The following is a 16,191-nucleotide window of genomic DNA, read 5'->3' on the forward strand; positions in this document are numbered from 1 at the left end:
TTACACCCGGCACTTCTTATCTCGTAGGTTTCGGTGATGTAAGGCCGAATTATAGAGAGTTCGGAAGCGTTTGTGGTGACCTTTCACACCCTTCACCTATACGGGTGCGACAATAGAACTCATGGCGCGTACCAACGACTCCACTCCCTACCTCGGGTTCGACCGCAATGACTGGCGTGAGCTGGGCAAGTACATGCCCCAGGTGCTCACGGAAGACGAGGTCGTCTCCCTGCGCGCCTTGGGCGAAGACATTGATCTCGACGAAGTCGCCGACGTCTACCTCCCCCTGTCGCGTCTCATCCACCTCCAGATCCGCGCCCGCCAGCGGCTGACTGCCGCCACCGAGACCTTCCTCGGCGACAGCCCCGGGCACGTGCCTTTTGTGATTGGGGTGGCGGGCTCGGTGGCCGTCGGCAAGTCCACCACCTCGCGTCTGCTGCAGGTGCTGCTGCAGCGCTGGGACTCACACCCGCGGGTGGATCTCGTGACGACGGACGGTTTCCTCCTGCCCACCGAGGAGCTGGAAAGGCGCCGCATGATGAAGCGCAAGGGCTTCCCGGAATCCTATGACCGGCGCGCGCTCATGCGTTTTGTCACCGACGTGAAATCGGGCCGCAAGTCGGTCGCGGCACCGGTGTATTCGCACATCACCTACAACATCGTCCCGGGCGAACAACAGCTCGTCGAGCAGCCCGACATCCTCATCCTCGAGGGCTTGAACGTGCTGCAGACCGGCCCGACGCTCATGGTTTCCGACCTTTTCGACTTCTCCATCTATGTCGATGCCGCCACCTCCGACATCGAGCGCTGGTATATCAACCGCTTTCTGGGGCTGCGGCACACCGCGTTTCGTGAGCCCGGCGCGCACTTCGCCAAGTACGCCGATCTGGGCGACGAAGAGGCGGTGGCTATCGCGCGCGAGATCTGGCAGTCGATCAACCTGCCGAATCTGGTGGAAAACATCGCCCCGACCGCGGTGCGGGCCTCGTTGGTGCTGCGCAAGGGCTCAGATCACCAGGTCGAGCGGGTGCGGATGCGCAAAATCTAGGGCGCGAGCTCGCGCCCGCCTAGCGCCCGAAACGCCGGTTACGCTGCGAGTAATCGCGCAGCGCGCGCAGGTAATCGATGCGCCGAAACGCCGGCCAGTAGGTGTCGGTAAACCAGATCTCCGAGTAGGCGGCCTGCCACAACAGGAAGCCGGACAGGCGCTGCTCGCCGGAGGTGCGGATGACTAAGTCCGGGTCCGGCTGGCCGGAGGTGTAGAGGTGGCGCGCGAGCGATTCCACCGAGATCTTCTCCGCGATCTCCTCTGCCGGGGTGCCGGCCTCGGCTTCCTCGCGCACGACGTCGCGGGCGGCGTCGACAATTTCTTGGCGCCCACCGTAGCCGACCGCGATGTTGACGATGATCCCCTCGTTATCGCTCGATTTCTCCGCGGCCTCGTGCATACGCCGGGAGAACTTCTCCGGCAGCAGATCCAGGTGGCCGACCAGGCGCACCCGGCAGCCGGTATGGGTGGTGGAGAGTTCGTCGACCACCCCGGAGATGATGTCGAAGAGCAGCTCGATCTCATCGGCGGAGCGGGAGAAGTTCTCCGTCGATAAGAGGTAGACGGTGACGACCTCCACATCCGTATCCGCGCACCAGTCAACCAACTCGCCGACCTTCTGCGCCCCGATGCGATGCCCGTGGCTGGGATCGGTGAACCCGGCCTCGCGCGCCCACCGGCGGTTGCCGTCCACGATGACCGCGACGTGCTTCGGCCGCGCCCGGTCCCGGATCTGTCGGTTCAGGCGCGCCTCGTACAGCGGGTACAGCAATCGCGGCAGGAGTTTCACGGCCCTCAGTTTACCCGTCGCTGGCGCACGGCCGCCGCGAGCTCGTCGAGAAGTTGCACAGTAGTCTCGATACCCATGCACTTATCGGTCACCGACTGCCCGTAGACCAGGTCGGCCGGGTTGTCGAGCTTCTGTGCCCCAGCGACGAGGAAGGACTCCAGCATGACACCGGCGATGTGCTCGTTACCGGCGGCGACCTGCCACGCGATATCGCGCGCGACCTCCGCCTGGCGAACATGATCCTTGCCGGAGTTGGCGTGCGAGGCGTCGATCATGAGGCGGGCATCGTCGCCCAGCTTGTCGACGGCCGCGGCCACCGACTCCGCATCGTAGTTCGGCCCGTTGCTGCCGCCCCGGAGGATGATGTGGCAGTTGGTGTTGCCGACGGTCTCCGCGACAGCGAGCTTCCCGTCGTCGCTGACTCCGAAGAAGAAGTGCGGCTGGCTGGCGGCAGAGACCGCGTGGATGGCGTAGTCGATGGAGCCGTCGGTGCCGTTTTTGAAACCGATGGGCATGGACATGCCGCTGGCCAGCTGGCGATGGATCTGCGACTCGGTGGTGCGCGCGCCGATCGCGCCCCAGGCGACGGCATCCGAGTAGTACTGCGGGGAGTTCGGCTCGAGGAACTCGCAGGCGGCGGGCAGGCCTAAGTTGACGACGTCGGTGAGCACCCGCCGCGCGAGCATCAGGCCGTGGACGATGTCGTGCGAACCGTCGAGATGCGGGTCGTTGATGAGGCCTTTCCACCCGATAGTGGTGCGCGGCTTCTCGAAGTAGACCCGCATGACGATCTTTAAGTCCTTATCGAGTCGCTCTGCCACCGGCGCGAGGCGTTCGGCGTACTCGCGGGCGGCGTCGACGTCGTGGATGGAACACGGGCCGACCACCACGACCAGCCGGTCATCCTCGCCGTGGAAGATGTCGGCGATCTCCTGCCTATCGGCCTCGACCTTCTTCTGCTGCAGGCGGGTCAGGCCGTCTTTCGCCTGGACCTCGGCGGGGCTGGGCAAATCGTGGAAGGCGCGGATGCGGCGATTGGTCGTCGATGCGGAATGCTCTAGGGATACTTTCGGGCTCATGGTGATTGTCCTGTAACGGTTATCGGTGGTTGGGCAAATAAAAAAGCAGCCCCCGACCTTTTCGGTCTCGGGTGCTGCTGCTCCGGTGTGCTCTGCGCCTGGGCGCGATGCCTGAAAGCTTTACTTAGCTAGCGGCAACCGCGAAGGCGTCCGGCATAACCGGAGCCTTCCCAAAATAAAATCGCGCGGTGAGCATGACTTTGATCATAGCATCCGTTTCTGGCGGCGGTCCAGCACACCGGCTTCGGCCATCGCCTTGTCGATCGCCTCCTGGTCGAAGGGATCGATACCGTGCTGCCCAGCGAAGATGCGCCGGCGCCGGAACCGCGAGTTGCGGCGGTGGAAAGCCCAGCCGAGCATGAGCACCGCCACGGCGAGGCCGACCAGCACGAGCAGGCCGATCGGCGAGGCCTTACCGAACTCCGGGCCGACTGGGCCGTCGGTGCCGCTGGCCTGGGCTAGCACGAAGGTGAGGTGGGTGAAGGTGGTGGGAATCATTTCTTCTCGTTCTCCTCGAGGCCGGCGAACAGGTCAGTTTCCGGGATCTCCGTGGACACCCGCGTCGCGGCGAGCTCGAACTCCTCAGTCGGCCACAGCTTCTGCTGCACCTCGACGGGGCTGGCGAGGAAGGCGCCGGCGGGATCGATCTGGGTGGCGTGGGCGCGCAGCGCAGCCTCGCGGGCGCCGAAGTAGTCGGCCGCATTGACCTGGGTGGTCACCCGGGCCAGGATGTCGCCGCGGTTGGTCTTCCACCGCTCCAACATCGGCTCATAAGGGCTGGACTTGCCCTGGGCAAGCAGGTCGTCGTGAAGCAACTGCATGCGCTGGCGCACGAAGCCGTGCGAGTAGTAGAGCTTCAGCGGCTCCCACGGCTCGCCCAGCTCGGGGGCGTAGTCGGGATCGCCGGCCCTCTCCCACGCCGCGACGGAGACCTCGTGGACCTTGAGGTGATCCGGGTGGGGGTAGCCGCCGTTTTCGTCGTAGGTGATGATGACGTGCGGGCGCTGCGCGCGCACGATCTTCACGAAGTCACGCACCACCTGCTCCGTATCGGCCAGCGCGAAACAGCCCTCCGGCAGCGGCGGCAGCGGATCGCCCTGGGGCAGCCCGGAATCGACATAGCCCATCCAGACGTGATCGACGCCCAAGGCGGCGACGGAGCGGGCCATTTCCTCGTGGCGGACGTCCTGCATGTGCTCGCGGATGCCGGGGCGGTCCATCGCCGGGTTAAGGATATCGCCGCGCTCACCGCCGGTACAGGTCACCACCAGTACCTCGTTGCCCTCGGCGGCGTACTTCGCCATCGTGGCGGCCCCCTTCGACGCCTCGTCGTCGGGGTGCGCGTGAATCGCCAACAAGCGATATCCAGTCACCTTTACTCCCTGTCCTTCCCTCTGGCGGAGCTTTCTTACCCGGTCAATCCTAGTCCGCACGCATGCGACTAAGCTAAAGGCGTCGGTTTGACACTGCACCTGACCCTGCATCTGATGCCGCCCGAACGAGGTCTTTTCGACGATGTCGTCCCCCATCTCCCGCCAGCGCCCGAACTCCCGGTACGGCTCCGCCCGCCGCAACGGGCCCAGGAACGTCACCGCCAAGATGCTCGCCGTTGGCGCGGTGCTGCTGGTGCTGGTCGCTATCTTCTTCGCCGTGCGCTACATCCAGCAGCGCGAAGACAACCCCGTCGATGTGTCCCTCGTGACCCAGGAGCGTCTCGACGACGACCTCATGCGCGTCTGGGTCGACATCTCCCGGCCGGATACCTCGCAGGACTCTTATTGCATCGTCACCGCACTCAACTACGCGATGGCTGAGGTCGGCCGCCGCGAGGTGCCCGTGCCCGCCGGCGGGGACAACGAGCAGCGCATCGCCGTCGACGTGCCCACCCGCGACTACCCCGTCGCCGGGGGTGTCTACGGATGCTCCACCAGCATTCCCGCACACCTGGACGTGCACAACCCCGTGTACACCTTCTGATAAAGTCCAGGGCACAGAAGGCCTGCGTAAGGTAAAGATAAGTACCGTCCGCACGGGAACCGGCCTGTTCACGTGGCGGACGGTTGTCGATTGATTTGGAGGGTCGCCCATTATGGCAGATGCCCAGAAGCAGTACATCACCCCGGAGATGAAGGCCAAGCTCGAAGCCGAGCTGCAGGAACTCATCGACCACCGCCCGGAGCTCGCCGCCGAAATCAACGAACGCCGCGAGGAGGGTGATCTTAAGGAGAACGCGGGCTACGACGCCGCCCGTGAGCAGCAGGACCAGGAAGAAGCCCGCATCAAGCACATCTCCGAGGTGCTGCAGAACTCCACCACCGAGCGCAGCGGCGTGGTGGAAGGCACCGCTCATGTCGGCTCCGTCGTCCACGTCTACTACAACGGTGACGAGGACATGAAGGAGACCTTCCTCATCGGTACCCGCGCCACCTCCACGGACAACAAGGACTTAGAGACCTACTCCGAGCACTCCCCGCTCGGCGCCGCCCTGCTCGGCGCCCAGGAGGGTGAGACTCGCGAGTACACCGCCCCGAACGGCAACACCATCAAGGTCACCGTCGTCTCCGCCGCCCCCTACGACTCCCGGAAGGCCGCCACCCCGCGCGCCTAGACTGGGTGTAAATAGCCCCGCTTTCAACGAAGGACAGGATCGCCCATGCGCTCTATGAAACGCACCCCCAGCGCCATCGCCCTCATCGCCGCCGCCGGCCTGACCATCAGCGCCTGCGTCCCGCCGAACGAGAACCCCTCCGACACCAAGGTGGACACCGCCACGGAGCAGGACCAGGACACCATCGGTAGCGCGGATAGCCAGCAGACCACGGCTGCTGAGACTGAAGCCCAGGATCAGGACCAGGCCACCGCCGATCCGGCCGCCGAAGGCGATGTCATGGTCATCGACTGCTTCGGCACCCCGCAGACTGAGCCGACCGCGCTGTCCGCCGACTGCCAGAACCCGGATCAGCAGATCACCGACATCCAGTGGGACGAGTGGACCGAGGAGTCGGCCACCGGCACCGGCACCGGCCCCGACGGTGAAGAGGCCCAGATCGAACTCTCCGAGCCGACCAACAACGGCACCGCGATGGTGTTCTCGGTGGTGCTGGTCGACGGCGCCCCGGTCGACGCTTAAGCGCCTGGCACAAATACCAAGAAAGCCCCGCCACCGGAAGAAAACCGGTGAGCGGGGCTTTAATCTGCGGCCGTTGTGAACGGCCGTGCACAACGGCCTAGTTGCGGTTGAAGTAGCTCAGCAGACGCAGGATCTCGGTGTAGAGCCAGACCAGGGTGACCGCCAGGCCCAGGGCCACGCCCCAGGACATCTTGGCCGGGGCGCCGGCCCGGATCAGCTTGTCGGCGACGTCGAAGTCCTGCAGGAAGCTCAGGGCCGCCAACACGATGCACACGAGGGAGAAGAGGATGGCGAGCATGCCGCCGTCGCGAAGCGGGCTCATGCCCAGGAAGATGGCGGCCAGCAGGTTACCGAGCGCCAGCACCGCGACGCCGATGAGGGCGGCGGTGATGAAGCGGGTGAACTTCGGGGTGACGCGGATGGCGCCAGTCTTGTAGACAAACAGCATGCCGGCGAAGACGCCGACCGTGCCTAAGACGGCCTGGCCGATGATGGCGCCGGTGCTGAGGTCGCTGGCCATCTCCGCGAAGATCAGGGAGATGCCGCCGACGAACAGGCCCTCGAACGCGGCGTAGATCAGGGTGGTCACCGGGCCGGTCTTCTGGCCGAACGCGTGCACCAAGACGGTGATGAAGCCGCCGATGCCGCCGGCGATGGTCAGCAGCATGGCGAGGCCGGGGTTGACCAGGGAGAGGCCGAAGTTCACGGCGGCGAGCGCGATGATGACCGCCAGCGTGATGCCGGTGTTGGTGACGACGTGATCGATCGTCATCGGCTGCTGGGCCTGCGGCTCACGATACTGCTCGGGGACCTGCCCGTAGTCAGCGTCGTAGCTGTTGCCCTGCTGGGAATACTCCCCCGCAGGGAGATTATTCAGAACGGGGTTGCTGCTGCGCACTAAAGTTGACCTTTCGTTTAGCTGAAACTTCGGTGGTACGCGTGAAGTCTTACAAGTTTCCAACGTACCAACGTCAACTATTGTTCCCGCAGTGCCCCCACTGGGATTCGAACCCAGACTGAATCGATTTTAAGTCGACTGCCTCTGCCGGTTGGGCTATGGGGGCTTGAAAAGACCGAGAGGACCCGATCTCTCAGAACGCTAGGCGCCCACTAATCCTGCGACAATACCGTCGAGGATGTCTTTTTCGGAAATGACCAGCGTCTCCGCGGTACCGAGGTCCTCGATCATGCCGATGATACCCTCCACCACGACGCTGCCACCGGCGATCACGTCCGCGCGTCCCGGGTGCATCACTGGGTGGGCGGCACGCGCGGCGGCCGATTCTCCGATGAGCTGGCGGGTGACGAGGCAAAGGGCGTCGATACGCAACTCGGAGTTGTGGATCTCGCGCGGATCGTAGCTTTCCAGTCCCTGCGCCATCGCCGAGAGCGTGGTGAAGGTGCCGGCCACGCCCACGAAGGTCGCCGCCTTATCGACGGGCACAATCGTGCGCACCTCGTCCAGCTTCTTCGCCACGTAGTCGGCGGCGATCTCCACCTCGGTCTCGCTCGGCGGGTCGGCGCGCATGATGCGCTCGGTCAGGCGCACGCAGCCCATCTGGACGGAGTGGGAGCCGAGGATGTCGCCGTCGGCACGCCCCACCACGAACTCGGTGGAGCCGCCGCCTAAGTCGATGACGCAGAAGGGCTCGCGGCTGGCGTCGAGATCCTGCACCGCGCCGGTAAACGACAGGCGGGCCTCCTCCTCGCCGGTAATCACCTCCGCGCGCGTGCCGAGCAGCTTCTCTGTCATCGCGAAGAACTCCTCGCGGTTGTCCGCATCGCGGGTCGCGGAGGTGGCGACCATACGCACCTTCGAGACATCCTCGAAGTCCATGACCTCGACATAATCCTTAAGCGTTCGGCGGGCGCGCTCGAGCGCCTCCGGGTCGATGCGGCCGGTCGCATCCACGCCGGCGCCGAGGCGCACGATCTCGTTGCGACGGGTGATCTGCCGCCCGTCGTCGGAGATCAGCAGGCGCAGCGAGTTCGTTCCACAGTCAATAGCGGCGACACGGGTCACTATCAGTTCACTCCTTTACGCGGGCGGTGCCGTCGGCGGCGACCTCGATGCCGAGGTCAGCGGTGGTGGGCCAATCGGCGGGCAGAGCAGTGCCACGCAGATCACCGTGCTCAGCGGCCAGCGCGACAGCCTCATCGCCGAAACGAAAATGCCCCGGCCCCTCGGCGAGGGCGTAGGCGATGAGTACGTGCAGGCACTTTACCCGCTCCGGCATCCCGCCGCCGGAGAAGTCGGTGCCGAGATCCGCGATGGCGTTGCGCTTCGCCAGGTAGTGCTCGTGGGCGCGCTGGTAGTCGTCGGCAAGCTTCGGGTCCTTGAGCCGCGCCTCCATCCACTTCATCACCTGCGCGACCTCCAGCCGCGACGCCTCGGCCGTCAGCCGCGGGTCGGTGAGGTAATAGAGGGTGGGAAACGGGGTGCCGTCGGGAAGCTTCGGCGCCGTCTTGACGACGCCCGGCTGCCCATCCGGCGTACGGTAGCTGACCTCCAACACGCCGCGCGGGGCTCGGCCGAGTTGCTTCTCGACGATCGCCAGATCCTCATCTGCCACAGTCATGGCGATCACTGTACCGGCAGGTGCATCTCGGCCGCCGGCGACGGGGGTGTGGCCACCGAATCCCACAGCACCTCGTACCACTCGGGCTGGATCTCGGCGTCCGTGCTCGAGGTGGTGACCTGGTCTTCCGGATCCATCCGCGGGTCGACGACCCGCCAGGCCGTCTCCCCCGGCTCGATCACGCCGAGACGCCGACGCGCCTCCTGACGCACAAACTCCTCATCGTCATACTGCGCGATCTCGTCCTGGAGCTGCTCCTTCTGGGCTTCCTTCGCCGCGATCGACTCGTGCAGGCGCGCGATCTCCGTGCGCCCGTCGAAATAGTTCTTCAGCGGCACATAGATCGCACCGAGGATCAGCAACACGACCACCCCGATGACCGCGAGCGAAGGGACGTCGAGGCTGCGCCCCTTAGCCTTACCAGCTTTGCGCGCGGGGCGGCTGCGCCGGGTCGCCGAGCTGCGGTCCGACACCGGCACCCGGGTGCGCTGAGAAAAACGTGCTGCCATAGGACCCTCGAGTCTAACTCACGAATTCACCATTGAGGGCCTAACATGATTGTTTTGACGACATTTGCCTGTCACTTGAAAGGACCACCGTGGCCCCTACCGACCAACACACCTCCTCCGCCGGGAAGATCGGGGAATCTGTCGCTAACGTCCTGCGCGGTTTCCTCATCGGTCTCGCCGAACTCGTGCCCGGCATCTCCGGCGGCACGGTCGCCCTCGTCGTCGGGATCTACGAACGCGCACTCGACGCCGGCATGCAGCTCATGGGCTCCGTCAAGGCGCTGTTTACCTCCGGCGAATCCGCCGGGAAGAAAGCCCGCGGATTGGACTGGTGGCTACTGATCCCGGTCGGCGTCGGCATGATTATCGCCGTGTTCTCCATGGCCGGGGTGATGCACACCTTCGTCACCGAATACGAGCAGACCTCGCGCGCCCTGTTCCTCGGCATGGTCGCGATGTCGCTGTACGTGCCGTTGAGCATGGCCCAGCCCGCCGACCTGAAGGCCAAGCCCTGGGTGTGGGTCGCGTTCGTGATCTCCGCGGTGGCCACCTTCTTCGCGACCGGGTTTACCTCCTCGACCGTCGCCGACCCCTCCTACCCGGTGATCTTCTTCGCCGCCTCCATCGCCGTGATCGCCTTGATTCTGCCCGGCGTCTCCGGCTCCTACCTGCTGCTCGCCATGGGTCTTTATGCCCCGGTGATGGGGGCTGTCGACGAGCGCCAGTGGGACGTCATGATCGTCTTCGCCCTCGGCGCGATAGTCGGCCTGGCGCTATTCATCCGCATCATGAGCTACCTGCTCTCCCACCACCGCACCGTCACGGTGGTGGTCATGGCCGGCCTCATGCTCGGCTCCCTGCGCGCCCTCTGGCCCTGGCAAGATGCCGACGCCGCGCTCCTCGCCCCGCCCTCGGCCGGCGAAGCGCTCGCCATGCTCGGTTGGTTTGCACTCGGCGTGGCGATCGTCGGCATCACCATCCTCGCCGAGCGGCGTTTCCACCGCACTGCTGCTTAAATAACCCCACAAACGCCCGCCCTCCTGGTGTCGGAGGAGCGGGCGTTTGTGGTTTTGGTGCGCGTCCTTCGTTACTTCTGGAAGCGCGGGAAGGCGCTGCGACCAGCGTAGACCGCGGCCTCCTGCAGCTCCTGTTCAATGCGCAGCAGCTGGTTGTACTTGGCGACGCGCTCCGAACGCGCCGGGGCACCCGTCTTGATCTGACCGCAGCCCAGGGCGACGGCGAGATCCGCGACGGTGGTGTCCTCGGTCTCGCCGGAGCGGTGCGACATCATCGTCTTGAACTGGTTGCGGTGCGCCAGATCGACCGCGTCGAAGGTCTCAGACAGGGTACCGATCTGGTTGACCTTCACCAGCAGGGCGTTCGCGGCCTTCTTCTGGATGCCCTCCTGCAGACGCTTCGGGTTCGTGACGAAGAGGTCATCGCCCACGATCTGCACCTTGTCGCCGATGGCCTCGGTGAGCGTGACGTAGCCGTCCCAGTCGTCCTCCTGGAGCGGATCCTCTATGGAGACGATCGGGTATTCGTCGATGAGCTCCTCGTAGACCTTGGTCATCTCGGCCGCCGAATGCTGGCCGCCCTCGAAGTTGTAGGTGCCGTTCTCGAAGAACTCCGACGAGGCGACGTCCAGGGCCAAGGCGATCTCGTCGCCGGGGGTGAAGCCGGCGCCCTTGGTGGCCTCGACGATGAGATCCAGCGCCGCACGGGTCGAATCGACCGACGGGGCGAAACCACCCTCATCGCCCAGGCCGGTGGACAGGCCCTTGTCCTTGATGACCTTCTTCAGCTGGTGGTAGACCTCAGCGCCGGCGCGCAGGGCCTCGGAGAAGGTCTCGAAACCGATCGGGGCGATCATGAACTCCTGGACGTCGACCCCGGAATCGGCGTGGGCGCCGCCGTTGAGGATGTTCATCATCGGCACCGGCAGAACGTGGGCGTTCGGGCCACCGATGTAGCGGTACAGCGGCAGAGCCGCAGACTCGGCGGCAGCGCGGGCGGCGGCCATCGAGACACCCAGGATGGCGTTCGCGCCGAGACGCGACTTGTTCTCCGAGCCATCGAGCGCGATCAGCGCCTGGTCGATGAGGCGCTGATCGTCGGCCTCCAAGCCAGCGATCTCGTCAGCGATCTCGACGTTGATGTTCTTGACGGCCTCGGTCACGCCCTTGCCGAGGTAACGATCGCCGCCGTCGCGCAGCTCATGCGCCTCGTGCACACCGGTCGACGCACCCGACGGGACCGCGGCACGGCCGTGCGCACCATCGTCGAGAAAAACCTCCGCCTCCACAGTCGGGTTACCGCGGGAATCCAAAATCTCACGTGCGAAAACGTGCAAAATGCCAGCCACTACTCGGGCCTCCTGTGCCAGTAGACAATCCTGAGGGTACGGCCCCTATTATTCCAGAAAATGCCGGCGGTGGTTTTGGGATGCTTGCTGTCCTTATGCCGGCTGTTGAATCGCGTAATTCGCCGCCGCGTCGCGCACATCGACGAGATACTCCTGCGAACGGTTATAGGACATCACCGCCTCGGTCCACCCCTGTGGGGTAGACAGGTCGCGGCCGTTATCGCACAGGTGGTGGGCCGCGCCTAAGGCGGCGTCGTCGATCTGGTGCGGATTCGCCTCCCCATCGCCGTTCGCATCCAACCCGTAGCGCTGCCACGACTCCGGGATGAACTGCAACGGGCCGACGGCACGGTCAAACTCGGAGTCGCCGTCGAGCTCGCCTCTATCGGTATCCGGGACCTTCGCCACCCCCGGGGAACCATCCAAGGGGATGCCAATGATCGGCGGGGTGACGAAACCATTCTCATCAATGCTCGCGCCATCGAAGAAGTTGCCCGTATAAGAACCGTGGCGGGTTTCCACCCACCCCAAACCGGCGAGCGTGTTCCACTTAAGGTTGCACTGCGGCCAGGCGTCGGCCGCGATCAACTCCGCGTTGCCATAGGCGCGCACCGCCGGCTCCGGGATCTTCGTCGACTCCGCGATCGGCGCCGCCCAAAACGACAACTTATCCGACGTCCGGCCCGGCGCGTGCACATCAATCTCTGGGACCTCCGCCCCGGCCGCCGGCGGCACATTGTCCGGAATCGGCTCCTTCGGGATCACCTGGATGGGGCCCGGCAGAAAACTCAGGGACCAACCGACCAGCGCGATCACCACGATGACCGCCAAAATCGCCCCACAACCGCAGCCAAAACTGCGCTTCGCCCCTTCGTTCATGGCGGTCGATTCTACACGCGCGCGTTAAGGTCTCGCGCGCGTGCGCTCATTCTGCTTGCCTAACGCCCACAGCTCGTCCTGGCGGGATTTCTCCACCATCTCAGTAGTGCCGTCGAAGAGATAAGGCGCGCGCGAGCGCATCTTGTCCACAAAACTCTGCGCGACCTGGCTGAGGTCGAAGGCACTGCGTCGAGAAGCAATCTCCGCGTGGAAGAGCACCTGGAGGAAGACGTCGCCCAACTCTTTCTTCAGCTCCTCATCGCTCGCGCCCGCGCGCACGGCCTCGGTAAACTCCCGGGACTCCTCCTCGAGATAAGGAAGCAGGCTCTCGTGGGTCTGGGCCGCCTCCCACTCGCCCAGACTGCGGGCGGCGTGCATGACGCGGCGGGCGGTGTCGACGGGGTCGTCGAGGCTCGTGGCGCGGATGACCTCGCGCGTGCCGTCGCCGCGCTCGTCCGGATCCATGGTGACGAAGGTGCCGGTACCGGAAGGGTCCTTGGCGGTGATGAGCTCGTCGAAATCCCAGCGGAGACTGATGGGCACCTCGGGGGCGAATTCCACCGGGGCAAGAATCCGGCCGAGGGCGCGCCGCGGGATCATCTCGGGCCAACGGGGGTCCAACACCAGGATCGTCATAGTTCGCTATCCTAGGCACCCCCGAACGGTAGGCACTGCCCGGGATCCGCCAGATTTTGCGAACAAGGAGAGTACGCTACATTTTCATGTCACTTGCCACGGAAATCCGCGAGCTGGCGCGGGAGCACAACGCCGTCATCCTCGCGCACAACTACCAGGTCCCGGAAGTCCAGGACGTCGCCGACTACACCGGAGACTCTCTCGCCCTGTCGCGCATCGCGGCGGAGACCGACGCCGAGACGATCGTCTTCTGCGGAGTCCACTTCATGGCGGAATCCTCCAAGATCCTCTCTCCCGACAAGACCGTCCTCATCCCGGACGCCGAGGCCGGCTGCTCGCTCGCCGACTCCATCACCGCCGAACAACTGCGCGAGTGGAAAGCCGAACACCCCGACGCCCTCGTGGTCTCCTACGTCAACACCACCGCCGCCGTGAAGGCCGAAACGGACGTGTGCTGCACCTCCTCCAACGCAGTCGACGTGGTGAACTCGCTGCCGCGCGACCGCGAAATCCTCTTCTGCCCCGACCAGTTCCTAGGCGCGCACGTGCGCCGCGAAACCGGGCGCGACAATATCCGGATCTGGCTCGGCGAATGCCACGTCCACGCCGGCATCAACGGACGCCAACTCGCCGAGCGCGCCGCCGCCTCCCCCGACGCTGACCTCTACATCCACCCGGAATGCGGCTGCGCGAACTCGGCGCTTTATCTCGCCGGGGAAGGCGTCGTCGCCCCGGAGCGGGTCAAGATGCTCTCCACCGGGAAGATGTTAGATGCCGCCCACGCTTCGCCGCACGGCTCGGTGCTGGTGGCCACCGAAGTCGGAATGCTGCACCAACTGCGCCAGGCGGCCCCGGAGGTCGACTTCCAGCCGGTCAACCCGGAAGCCTCCTGCAAATACATGAAGATGATCACCCTGGAGAAGCTGCGCGACTCCCTCGCCCACGGGCGCGACGAGGTGACGGTGCCGGAAGATATCAGCACGCGCGCCCGCGCCTCGCTGGAAGCGATGATCGCCATCGGCAACCCCGGCAGCGGCGAATAAACCCTGAACGAGCACACCCTGCAGGAGTTCTATGCGCCTTCAAGAAGACACCACCCGCGCCTTGATCCGGACCGCCCTCGAGGAAGACTTAGCCTACGGCCCGGATCTGACCTCCCTGGCCACCGTCGAGCCCGGCTCGTGGTCGACAGCGAGCGTAGCCACCCGCAGCGACGGGGTGATCGCGGGACGCGACATCATCGGCTGGACGCTGGCTGAGCTTGTCGACGGCGCCGAGACCACCTATCACTGCGCAGACGGCGACCAGGTGGCCCGCGGGCAGGTAGTGGCTACTATCACCGCTCCGACCATCGAGCTGCTCACCGCTGAGCGCACCCTTTTGAACCTGTTGACCCACTTAAGCGGGATCGCCACCGCGACGGCGGCCTGGGTTGAGGCTATCGGCGGGACCGGCGCCCATACGCGCGTGCGCGACACGCGCAAAACCCTGCCCGGGCTGCGCGCGGTAGAAAAATACGCCGTGGCAGCCGGCGGGGGTGTCAATCACCGGATGGGACTCGGCGATGCGGCGCTGATCAAAGACAACCACGTGGCGGCCACGGGCGGCGTGGTGGAGGCTTTGGCGCGCGTGCGCGCGCGGTATCCCGAGGCGCAGTGCGAGGTAGAAGTAGACACCCTAGAGCAATTCGATGCTGTGCTTGAGCAGAAGCCGGCGGAGATCCTGCTCGACAACTTCACGGTCGCCGAGTGCGCGGAAGCCGTGCGCCGGCGCGCCGGAAACGCCCCCGAGGTCCTCCTGGAGGCCTCCGGCGGGCTTTCTTTAGACAAGGCAGCCGACTATGCCGCCACGGGGGTGGATTTCCTGGCGGTCGGCGCTCTGACACATTCGGTTAAGGCTCTGGATCTGGGCTTGGACTTCGAGGACTTCGATCAATAACGTCCATCATGCCCATCCGGGCGACGGGTTCTCGGTGTCTCACCGGTTCCCCGTCGGGCGGCCGGTAGTGGATTTTTCCGTTAATCCGCTCGACCCTGCCGTTTTTGGGTGGGGCGTGGGGGTCGTCGTCGTTACGCCCGTTGTGGTGGCCGCACAGTGGGGTGAGCCAGCGCAGGTCCGTGCCTCCTCCCTGGGAGACAGCGTCGATGTGGTGGATTTCGCAGCGATCGGCCGGGGTGAGGCAGCCGTCCCAGGCGCACAGGATCGTTTCGGCGCGGGCGAGGGCGCGTTGTTTGAAGTTCGCGAAGCGCTCGCCTTGGTAGAGGTTGATCGGCCCGTTGACGGGGTCGACTAAACCGAAGTAGGTGTAGTCGCTCAGGCGCTCGTTGATGAGGTCGCGGCCGGTCATCTGGGTGCCGTCGGTGGCGGCGAGCAGGACGTCGTCGCCGCGGCCTTCGATGATCTCGAAGGCGTCCTCGGCGCTCACGACCACCAACGGGGTGTAGGTCTTGTCCACGGGGGCGAGTTTCTCACCGTCTTCACCGTCCGTGAGGAGGGATTTCACTGCGTCGTAGTGGGCCTGTTCGAAGGTGAGTTTGTTGTCGGCTTTGCGGAGGGCGCGGGTGCGTTCGTCGATAAGCGGCAGGAAACCGTCGAGATCCTCGGCCGGTGCTTCCCCTGAAAACCGCCGGGTGCCCCACGCCGTGATCGTCGCGGAGATGTGCAGCGTGCGCCGCGACCGGGCTTTTTCGACGCGATCAGGCACCCGCAGGTTGATCTCCAGGACGCGTTGCTTGGTGCGGCGTTTGATCTCGTCGTAGCTACCTTCGTAGTCGCAGAACTCGACCATCAGGTCCCACATGCCCACCTCTGCGCCTTTGTGCACCCCGCGCGCGGTGTTGCGGATGACTTCTAAGGTGTCGACGGAATGCCGGCGCCGACGCGCCGCCTCCACGGCATCGCGCTGTTTGCGGGGGTGGCGCGCCTTACTGAAGAAGGTGCGGGAAAGCTTCAAAAGCCGGGAGGCCTCGCGGCTGGATATTCCACGCTCGGTCAGCTCGCCGCGGGAGTAGCGGTCGGCTTCCTCCAGCAGGTCGATGCCGGCGAACTGCAGCTCGGCGTAGGTATCCAGGTGGCTCATGGGCCTAAGCCTAAAACCACCCGCACCCGCTCACAGCCGCCCGCGGCAAAGCTGTGGATAACCTACCACCCACCGTCCGCATAGCGCCCGATCAGAC

General features: G+C 65.1%; 19 protein-coding genes and 1 tRNA gene. 7 read left to right on the forward strand and 13 right to left on the reverse strand.

Annotated features, from left to right (window positions below):
• Nucleotides 1-121 precede the first annotated feature (121 nt).
• Complete coding sequence (gene coaA, locus C3B44_RS07550) at nt 122-1,048, forward strand: type I pantothenate kinase (protein WP_108431842.1); 927 nt, start codon at nt 122-124, stop codon at nt 1,046-1,048.
• Between the two features lie 19 nt (nt 1,049-1,067).
• On the opposite strand, the gene C3B44_RS07555 is transcribed toward coaA, so the two are convergent.
• The 4 genes from C3B44_RS07555 to mca form a co-directional block, all read right to left on the reverse strand.
• A complete protein-coding gene (locus tag C3B44_RS07555; protein WP_108431843.1) occupies nt 1,068-1,838 on the reverse strand; it encodes an isoprenyl transferase in 771 nt (256 codons plus the stop codon).
• Nucleotides 1,839-1,843: 5 nt separating this feature from the next.
• Nucleotides 1,844-2,917: a 3-deoxy-7-phosphoheptulonate synthase gene (locus C3B44_RS07560; protein ID WP_108431844.1), complete on the reverse strand. Its 1,074-nt coding sequence runs from the start codon at nt 2,915-2,917 to the stop codon at nt 1,844-1,846.
• Between the two features lie 204 nt (nt 2,918-3,121).
• A complete protein-coding gene (locus C3B44_RS07565) occupies nt 3,122-3,415 on the reverse strand; it encodes a hypothetical protein (RefSeq protein WP_108431845.1) in 294 nt (97 codons plus the stop codon).
• Nucleotides 3,412-4,290 carry a mycothiol conjugate amidase Mca gene (gene mca / locus C3B44_RS07570; RefSeq protein WP_108431846.1) on the reverse strand — a complete coding sequence of 293 codons (879 nt, stop codon included), beginning with the start codon at nt 4,288-4,290 and terminating at the stop codon, nt 3,412-3,414. Before mca ends, C3B44_RS07565 begins: the two co-directional genes overlap by 4 nt.
• Nucleotides 4,291-4,432: 142 nt before the next feature.
• Between mca and C3B44_RS07575 the strand changes: the two genes are divergently transcribed.
• The 3 genes from C3B44_RS07575 to C3B44_RS07585 all read left to right on the forward strand — a co-directional run bounded on the left by C3B44_RS07575 (nt 4,433) and on the right by C3B44_RS07585 (nt 6,047).
• Complete coding sequence (locus C3B44_RS07575) at nt 4,433-4,894, forward strand: DUF4307 domain-containing protein (RefSeq protein ID WP_108431847.1); 462 nt, start codon at nt 4,433-4,435, stop codon at nt 4,892-4,894.
• Nucleotides 4,895-5,006: 112 nt separating this feature from the next.
• A complete protein-coding gene (gene greA, locus C3B44_RS07580; RefSeq protein WP_108431848.1) occupies nt 5,007-5,525 on the forward strand; it encodes a transcription elongation factor GreA in 519 nt (172 codons plus the stop codon).
• Nucleotides 5,526-5,570: 45 nt separating this feature from the next.
• Complete coding sequence (locus tag C3B44_RS07585; protein WP_108431849.1) at nt 5,571-6,047, forward strand: hypothetical protein; 477 nt, start codon at nt 5,571-5,573, stop codon at nt 6,045-6,047.
• Nucleotides 6,048-6,144: 97 nt separating this feature from the next.
• On the opposite strand, the gene C3B44_RS07590 is transcribed toward C3B44_RS07585, so the two are convergent.
• The 5 genes from C3B44_RS07590 to C3B44_RS07610 all read right to left on the reverse strand — a co-directional run bounded on the left by C3B44_RS07590 (nt 6,145) and on the right by C3B44_RS07610 (nt 9,135).
• Nucleotides 6,145-6,945, reverse strand: coding sequence for a Bax inhibitor-1/YccA family protein (locus C3B44_RS07590; protein ID WP_108431850.1), 801 nt, complete (start codon nt 6,943-6,945; stop codon nt 6,145-6,147).
• A gap of 92 nt (nt 6,946-7,037) precedes the next feature.
• Nucleotides 7,038-7,111: transfer RNA gene (locus C3B44_RS07595), tRNA-Leu, on the reverse strand.
• A 35-nt stretch (nt 7,112-7,146) separates the two neighbouring features.
• On the reverse strand, nt 7,147-8,070 hold the full coding sequence (locus C3B44_RS07600) for a Ppx/GppA phosphatase family protein (protein WP_108431851.1): 924 nt from the start codon (nt 8,068-8,070) through the stop codon (nt 7,147-7,149).
• A 7-nt stretch (nt 8,071-8,077) separates the two neighbouring features.
• Entirely contained in the window at nt 8,078-8,626 is a 549-nt protein-coding gene (locus tag C3B44_RS07605) for a DUF501 domain-containing protein (RefSeq protein ID WP_108432609.1), read from the reverse strand.
• 5 nt (nt 8,627-8,631) lie between these two features.
• The gene (locus C3B44_RS07610) at nt 8,632-9,135 is read right to left on the reverse strand and encodes an FtsB family cell division protein (RefSeq protein ID WP_108431852.1); all 504 of its coding nucleotides are present in this window, start codon (nt 9,133-9,135) and stop codon (nt 8,632-8,634) included.
• A gap of 89 nt (nt 9,136-9,224) precedes the next feature.
• Between C3B44_RS07610 and C3B44_RS07615 the strand changes: the two genes are divergently transcribed.
• Nucleotides 9,225-10,151, forward strand: a complete 927-nt coding sequence (locus C3B44_RS07615; RefSeq protein WP_108431853.1) for a DUF368 domain-containing protein — start codon at nt 9,225-9,227, stop codon at nt 10,149-10,151.
• Nucleotides 10,152-10,222: 71 nt separating this feature from the next.
• Here C3B44_RS07615 and eno read toward each other — a convergent pair whose 3' ends face one another.
• The 3 genes from eno to C3B44_RS07630 all read right to left on the reverse strand — a co-directional run bounded on the left by eno (nt 10,223) and on the right by C3B44_RS07630 (nt 13,015).
• Nucleotides 10,223-11,500 (reverse strand): phosphopyruvate hydratase, encoded by a 1,278-nt coding sequence (gene eno, locus C3B44_RS07620; RefSeq protein WP_108431854.1) that lies wholly within the window; start codon nt 11,498-11,500, stop codon nt 10,223-10,225.
• A gap of 93 nt (nt 11,501-11,593) precedes the next feature.
• Complete coding sequence (locus C3B44_RS07625) at nt 11,594-12,379, reverse strand: lytic transglycosylase domain-containing protein (RefSeq protein WP_108431855.1); 786 nt, start codon at nt 12,377-12,379, stop codon at nt 11,594-11,596.
• A 24-nt stretch (nt 12,380-12,403) separates the two neighbouring features.
• Entirely contained in the window at nt 12,404-13,015 is a 612-nt protein-coding gene (locus C3B44_RS07630; protein ID WP_108431856.1) for a MazG nucleotide pyrophosphohydrolase domain-containing protein, read from the reverse strand.
• Between the two features lie 86 nt (nt 13,016-13,101).
• On the opposite strand from C3B44_RS07630, the gene nadA reads away from it, so the two are divergent.
• Nucleotides 13,102-14,058, forward strand: coding sequence for a quinolinate synthase NadA (nadA, locus tag C3B44_RS07635; protein WP_108431857.1), 957 nt, complete (start codon nt 13,102-13,104; stop codon nt 14,056-14,058).
• A 31-nt stretch (nt 14,059-14,089) separates the two neighbouring features.
• On the forward strand, nt 14,090-14,953 hold the full coding sequence (gene nadC / locus C3B44_RS07640; protein WP_108431858.1) for a carboxylating nicotinate-nucleotide diphosphorylase: 864 nt from the start codon (nt 14,090-14,092) through the stop codon (nt 14,951-14,953).
• Here nadC and C3B44_RS07645 read toward each other — a convergent pair.
• A complete protein-coding gene (locus C3B44_RS07645; protein ID WP_108431859.1) occupies nt 14,907-16,094 on the reverse strand; it encodes an HNH endonuclease signature motif containing protein in 1,188 nt (395 codons plus the stop codon). The genes nadC and C3B44_RS07645 overlap by 47 nt on opposite strands.
• Between the last annotated feature and the right edge of the window lie 97 nt (nt 16,095-16,191).

The organism is Corynebacterium yudongzhengii, from assembly GCF_003065405.1.
In the GTDB taxonomy this organism is placed as follows: Bacteria; Actinomycetota; Actinomycetes; order Mycobacteriales; family Mycobacteriaceae; genus Corynebacterium; species Corynebacterium yudongzhengii.

Excerpts from the sequence above, each read along its gene's own strand:
- C3B44_RS07585 (WP_108431849.1), top strand. The coding sequence starts at position 5,571 with ATGCGCTCTATGAAACGCACCCCCAGCGCCATCGCCCTCATCGCCGCC.
- C3B44_RS07645 (WP_108431859.1), bottom strand. The coding sequence starts at position 16,094 with ATGAGCCACCTGGATACCTACGCCGAGCTGCAGTTCGCCGGCATCGAC.
- C3B44_RS07625 (WP_108431855.1), bottom strand. The coding sequence starts at position 12,379 with ATGAACGAAGGGGCGAAGCGCAGTTTTGGCTGCGGTTGTGGGGCGATT.
- C3B44_RS07610 (WP_108431852.1), bottom strand. The coding sequence starts at position 9,135 with ATGGCAGCACGTTTTTCTCAGCGCACCCGGGTGCCGGTGTCGGACCGC.
- C3B44_RS07605 (WP_108432609.1), bottom strand. The coding sequence starts at position 8,626 with ATGACTGTGGCAGATGAGGATCTGGCGATCGTCGAGAAGCAACTCGGC.
- C3B44_RS07560 (WP_108431844.1), bottom strand. The coding sequence starts at position 2,917 with ATGAGCCCGAAAGTATCCCTAGAGCATTCCGCATCGACGACCAATCGC.
- greA (WP_108431848.1), top strand. The coding sequence starts at position 5,007 with ATGGCAGATGCCCAGAAGCAGTACATCACCCCGGAGATGAAGGCCAAG.
- C3B44_RS07630 (WP_108431856.1), bottom strand. The coding sequence starts at position 13,015 with ATGACGATCCTGGTGTTGGACCCCCGTTGGCCCGAGATGATCCCGCGG.
- coaA (WP_108431842.1), top strand. The coding sequence starts at position 122 with ATGGCGCGTACCAACGACTCCACTCCCTACCTCGGGTTCGACCGCAAT.
- C3B44_RS07575 (WP_108431847.1), top strand. The coding sequence starts at position 4,433 with ATGTCGTCCCCCATCTCCCGCCAGCGCCCGAACTCCCGGTACGGCTCC.
- nadC (WP_108431858.1), top strand. The coding sequence starts at position 14,090 with ATGCGCCTTCAAGAAGACACCACCCGCGCCTTGATCCGGACCGCCCTC.
- C3B44_RS07565 (WP_108431845.1), bottom strand. The coding sequence starts at position 3,415 with ATGATTCCCACCACCTTCACCCACCTCACCTTCGTGCTAGCCCAGGCC.
- nadA (WP_108431857.1), top strand. The coding sequence starts at position 13,102 with ATGTCACTTGCCACGGAAATCCGCGAGCTGGCGCGGGAGCACAACGCC.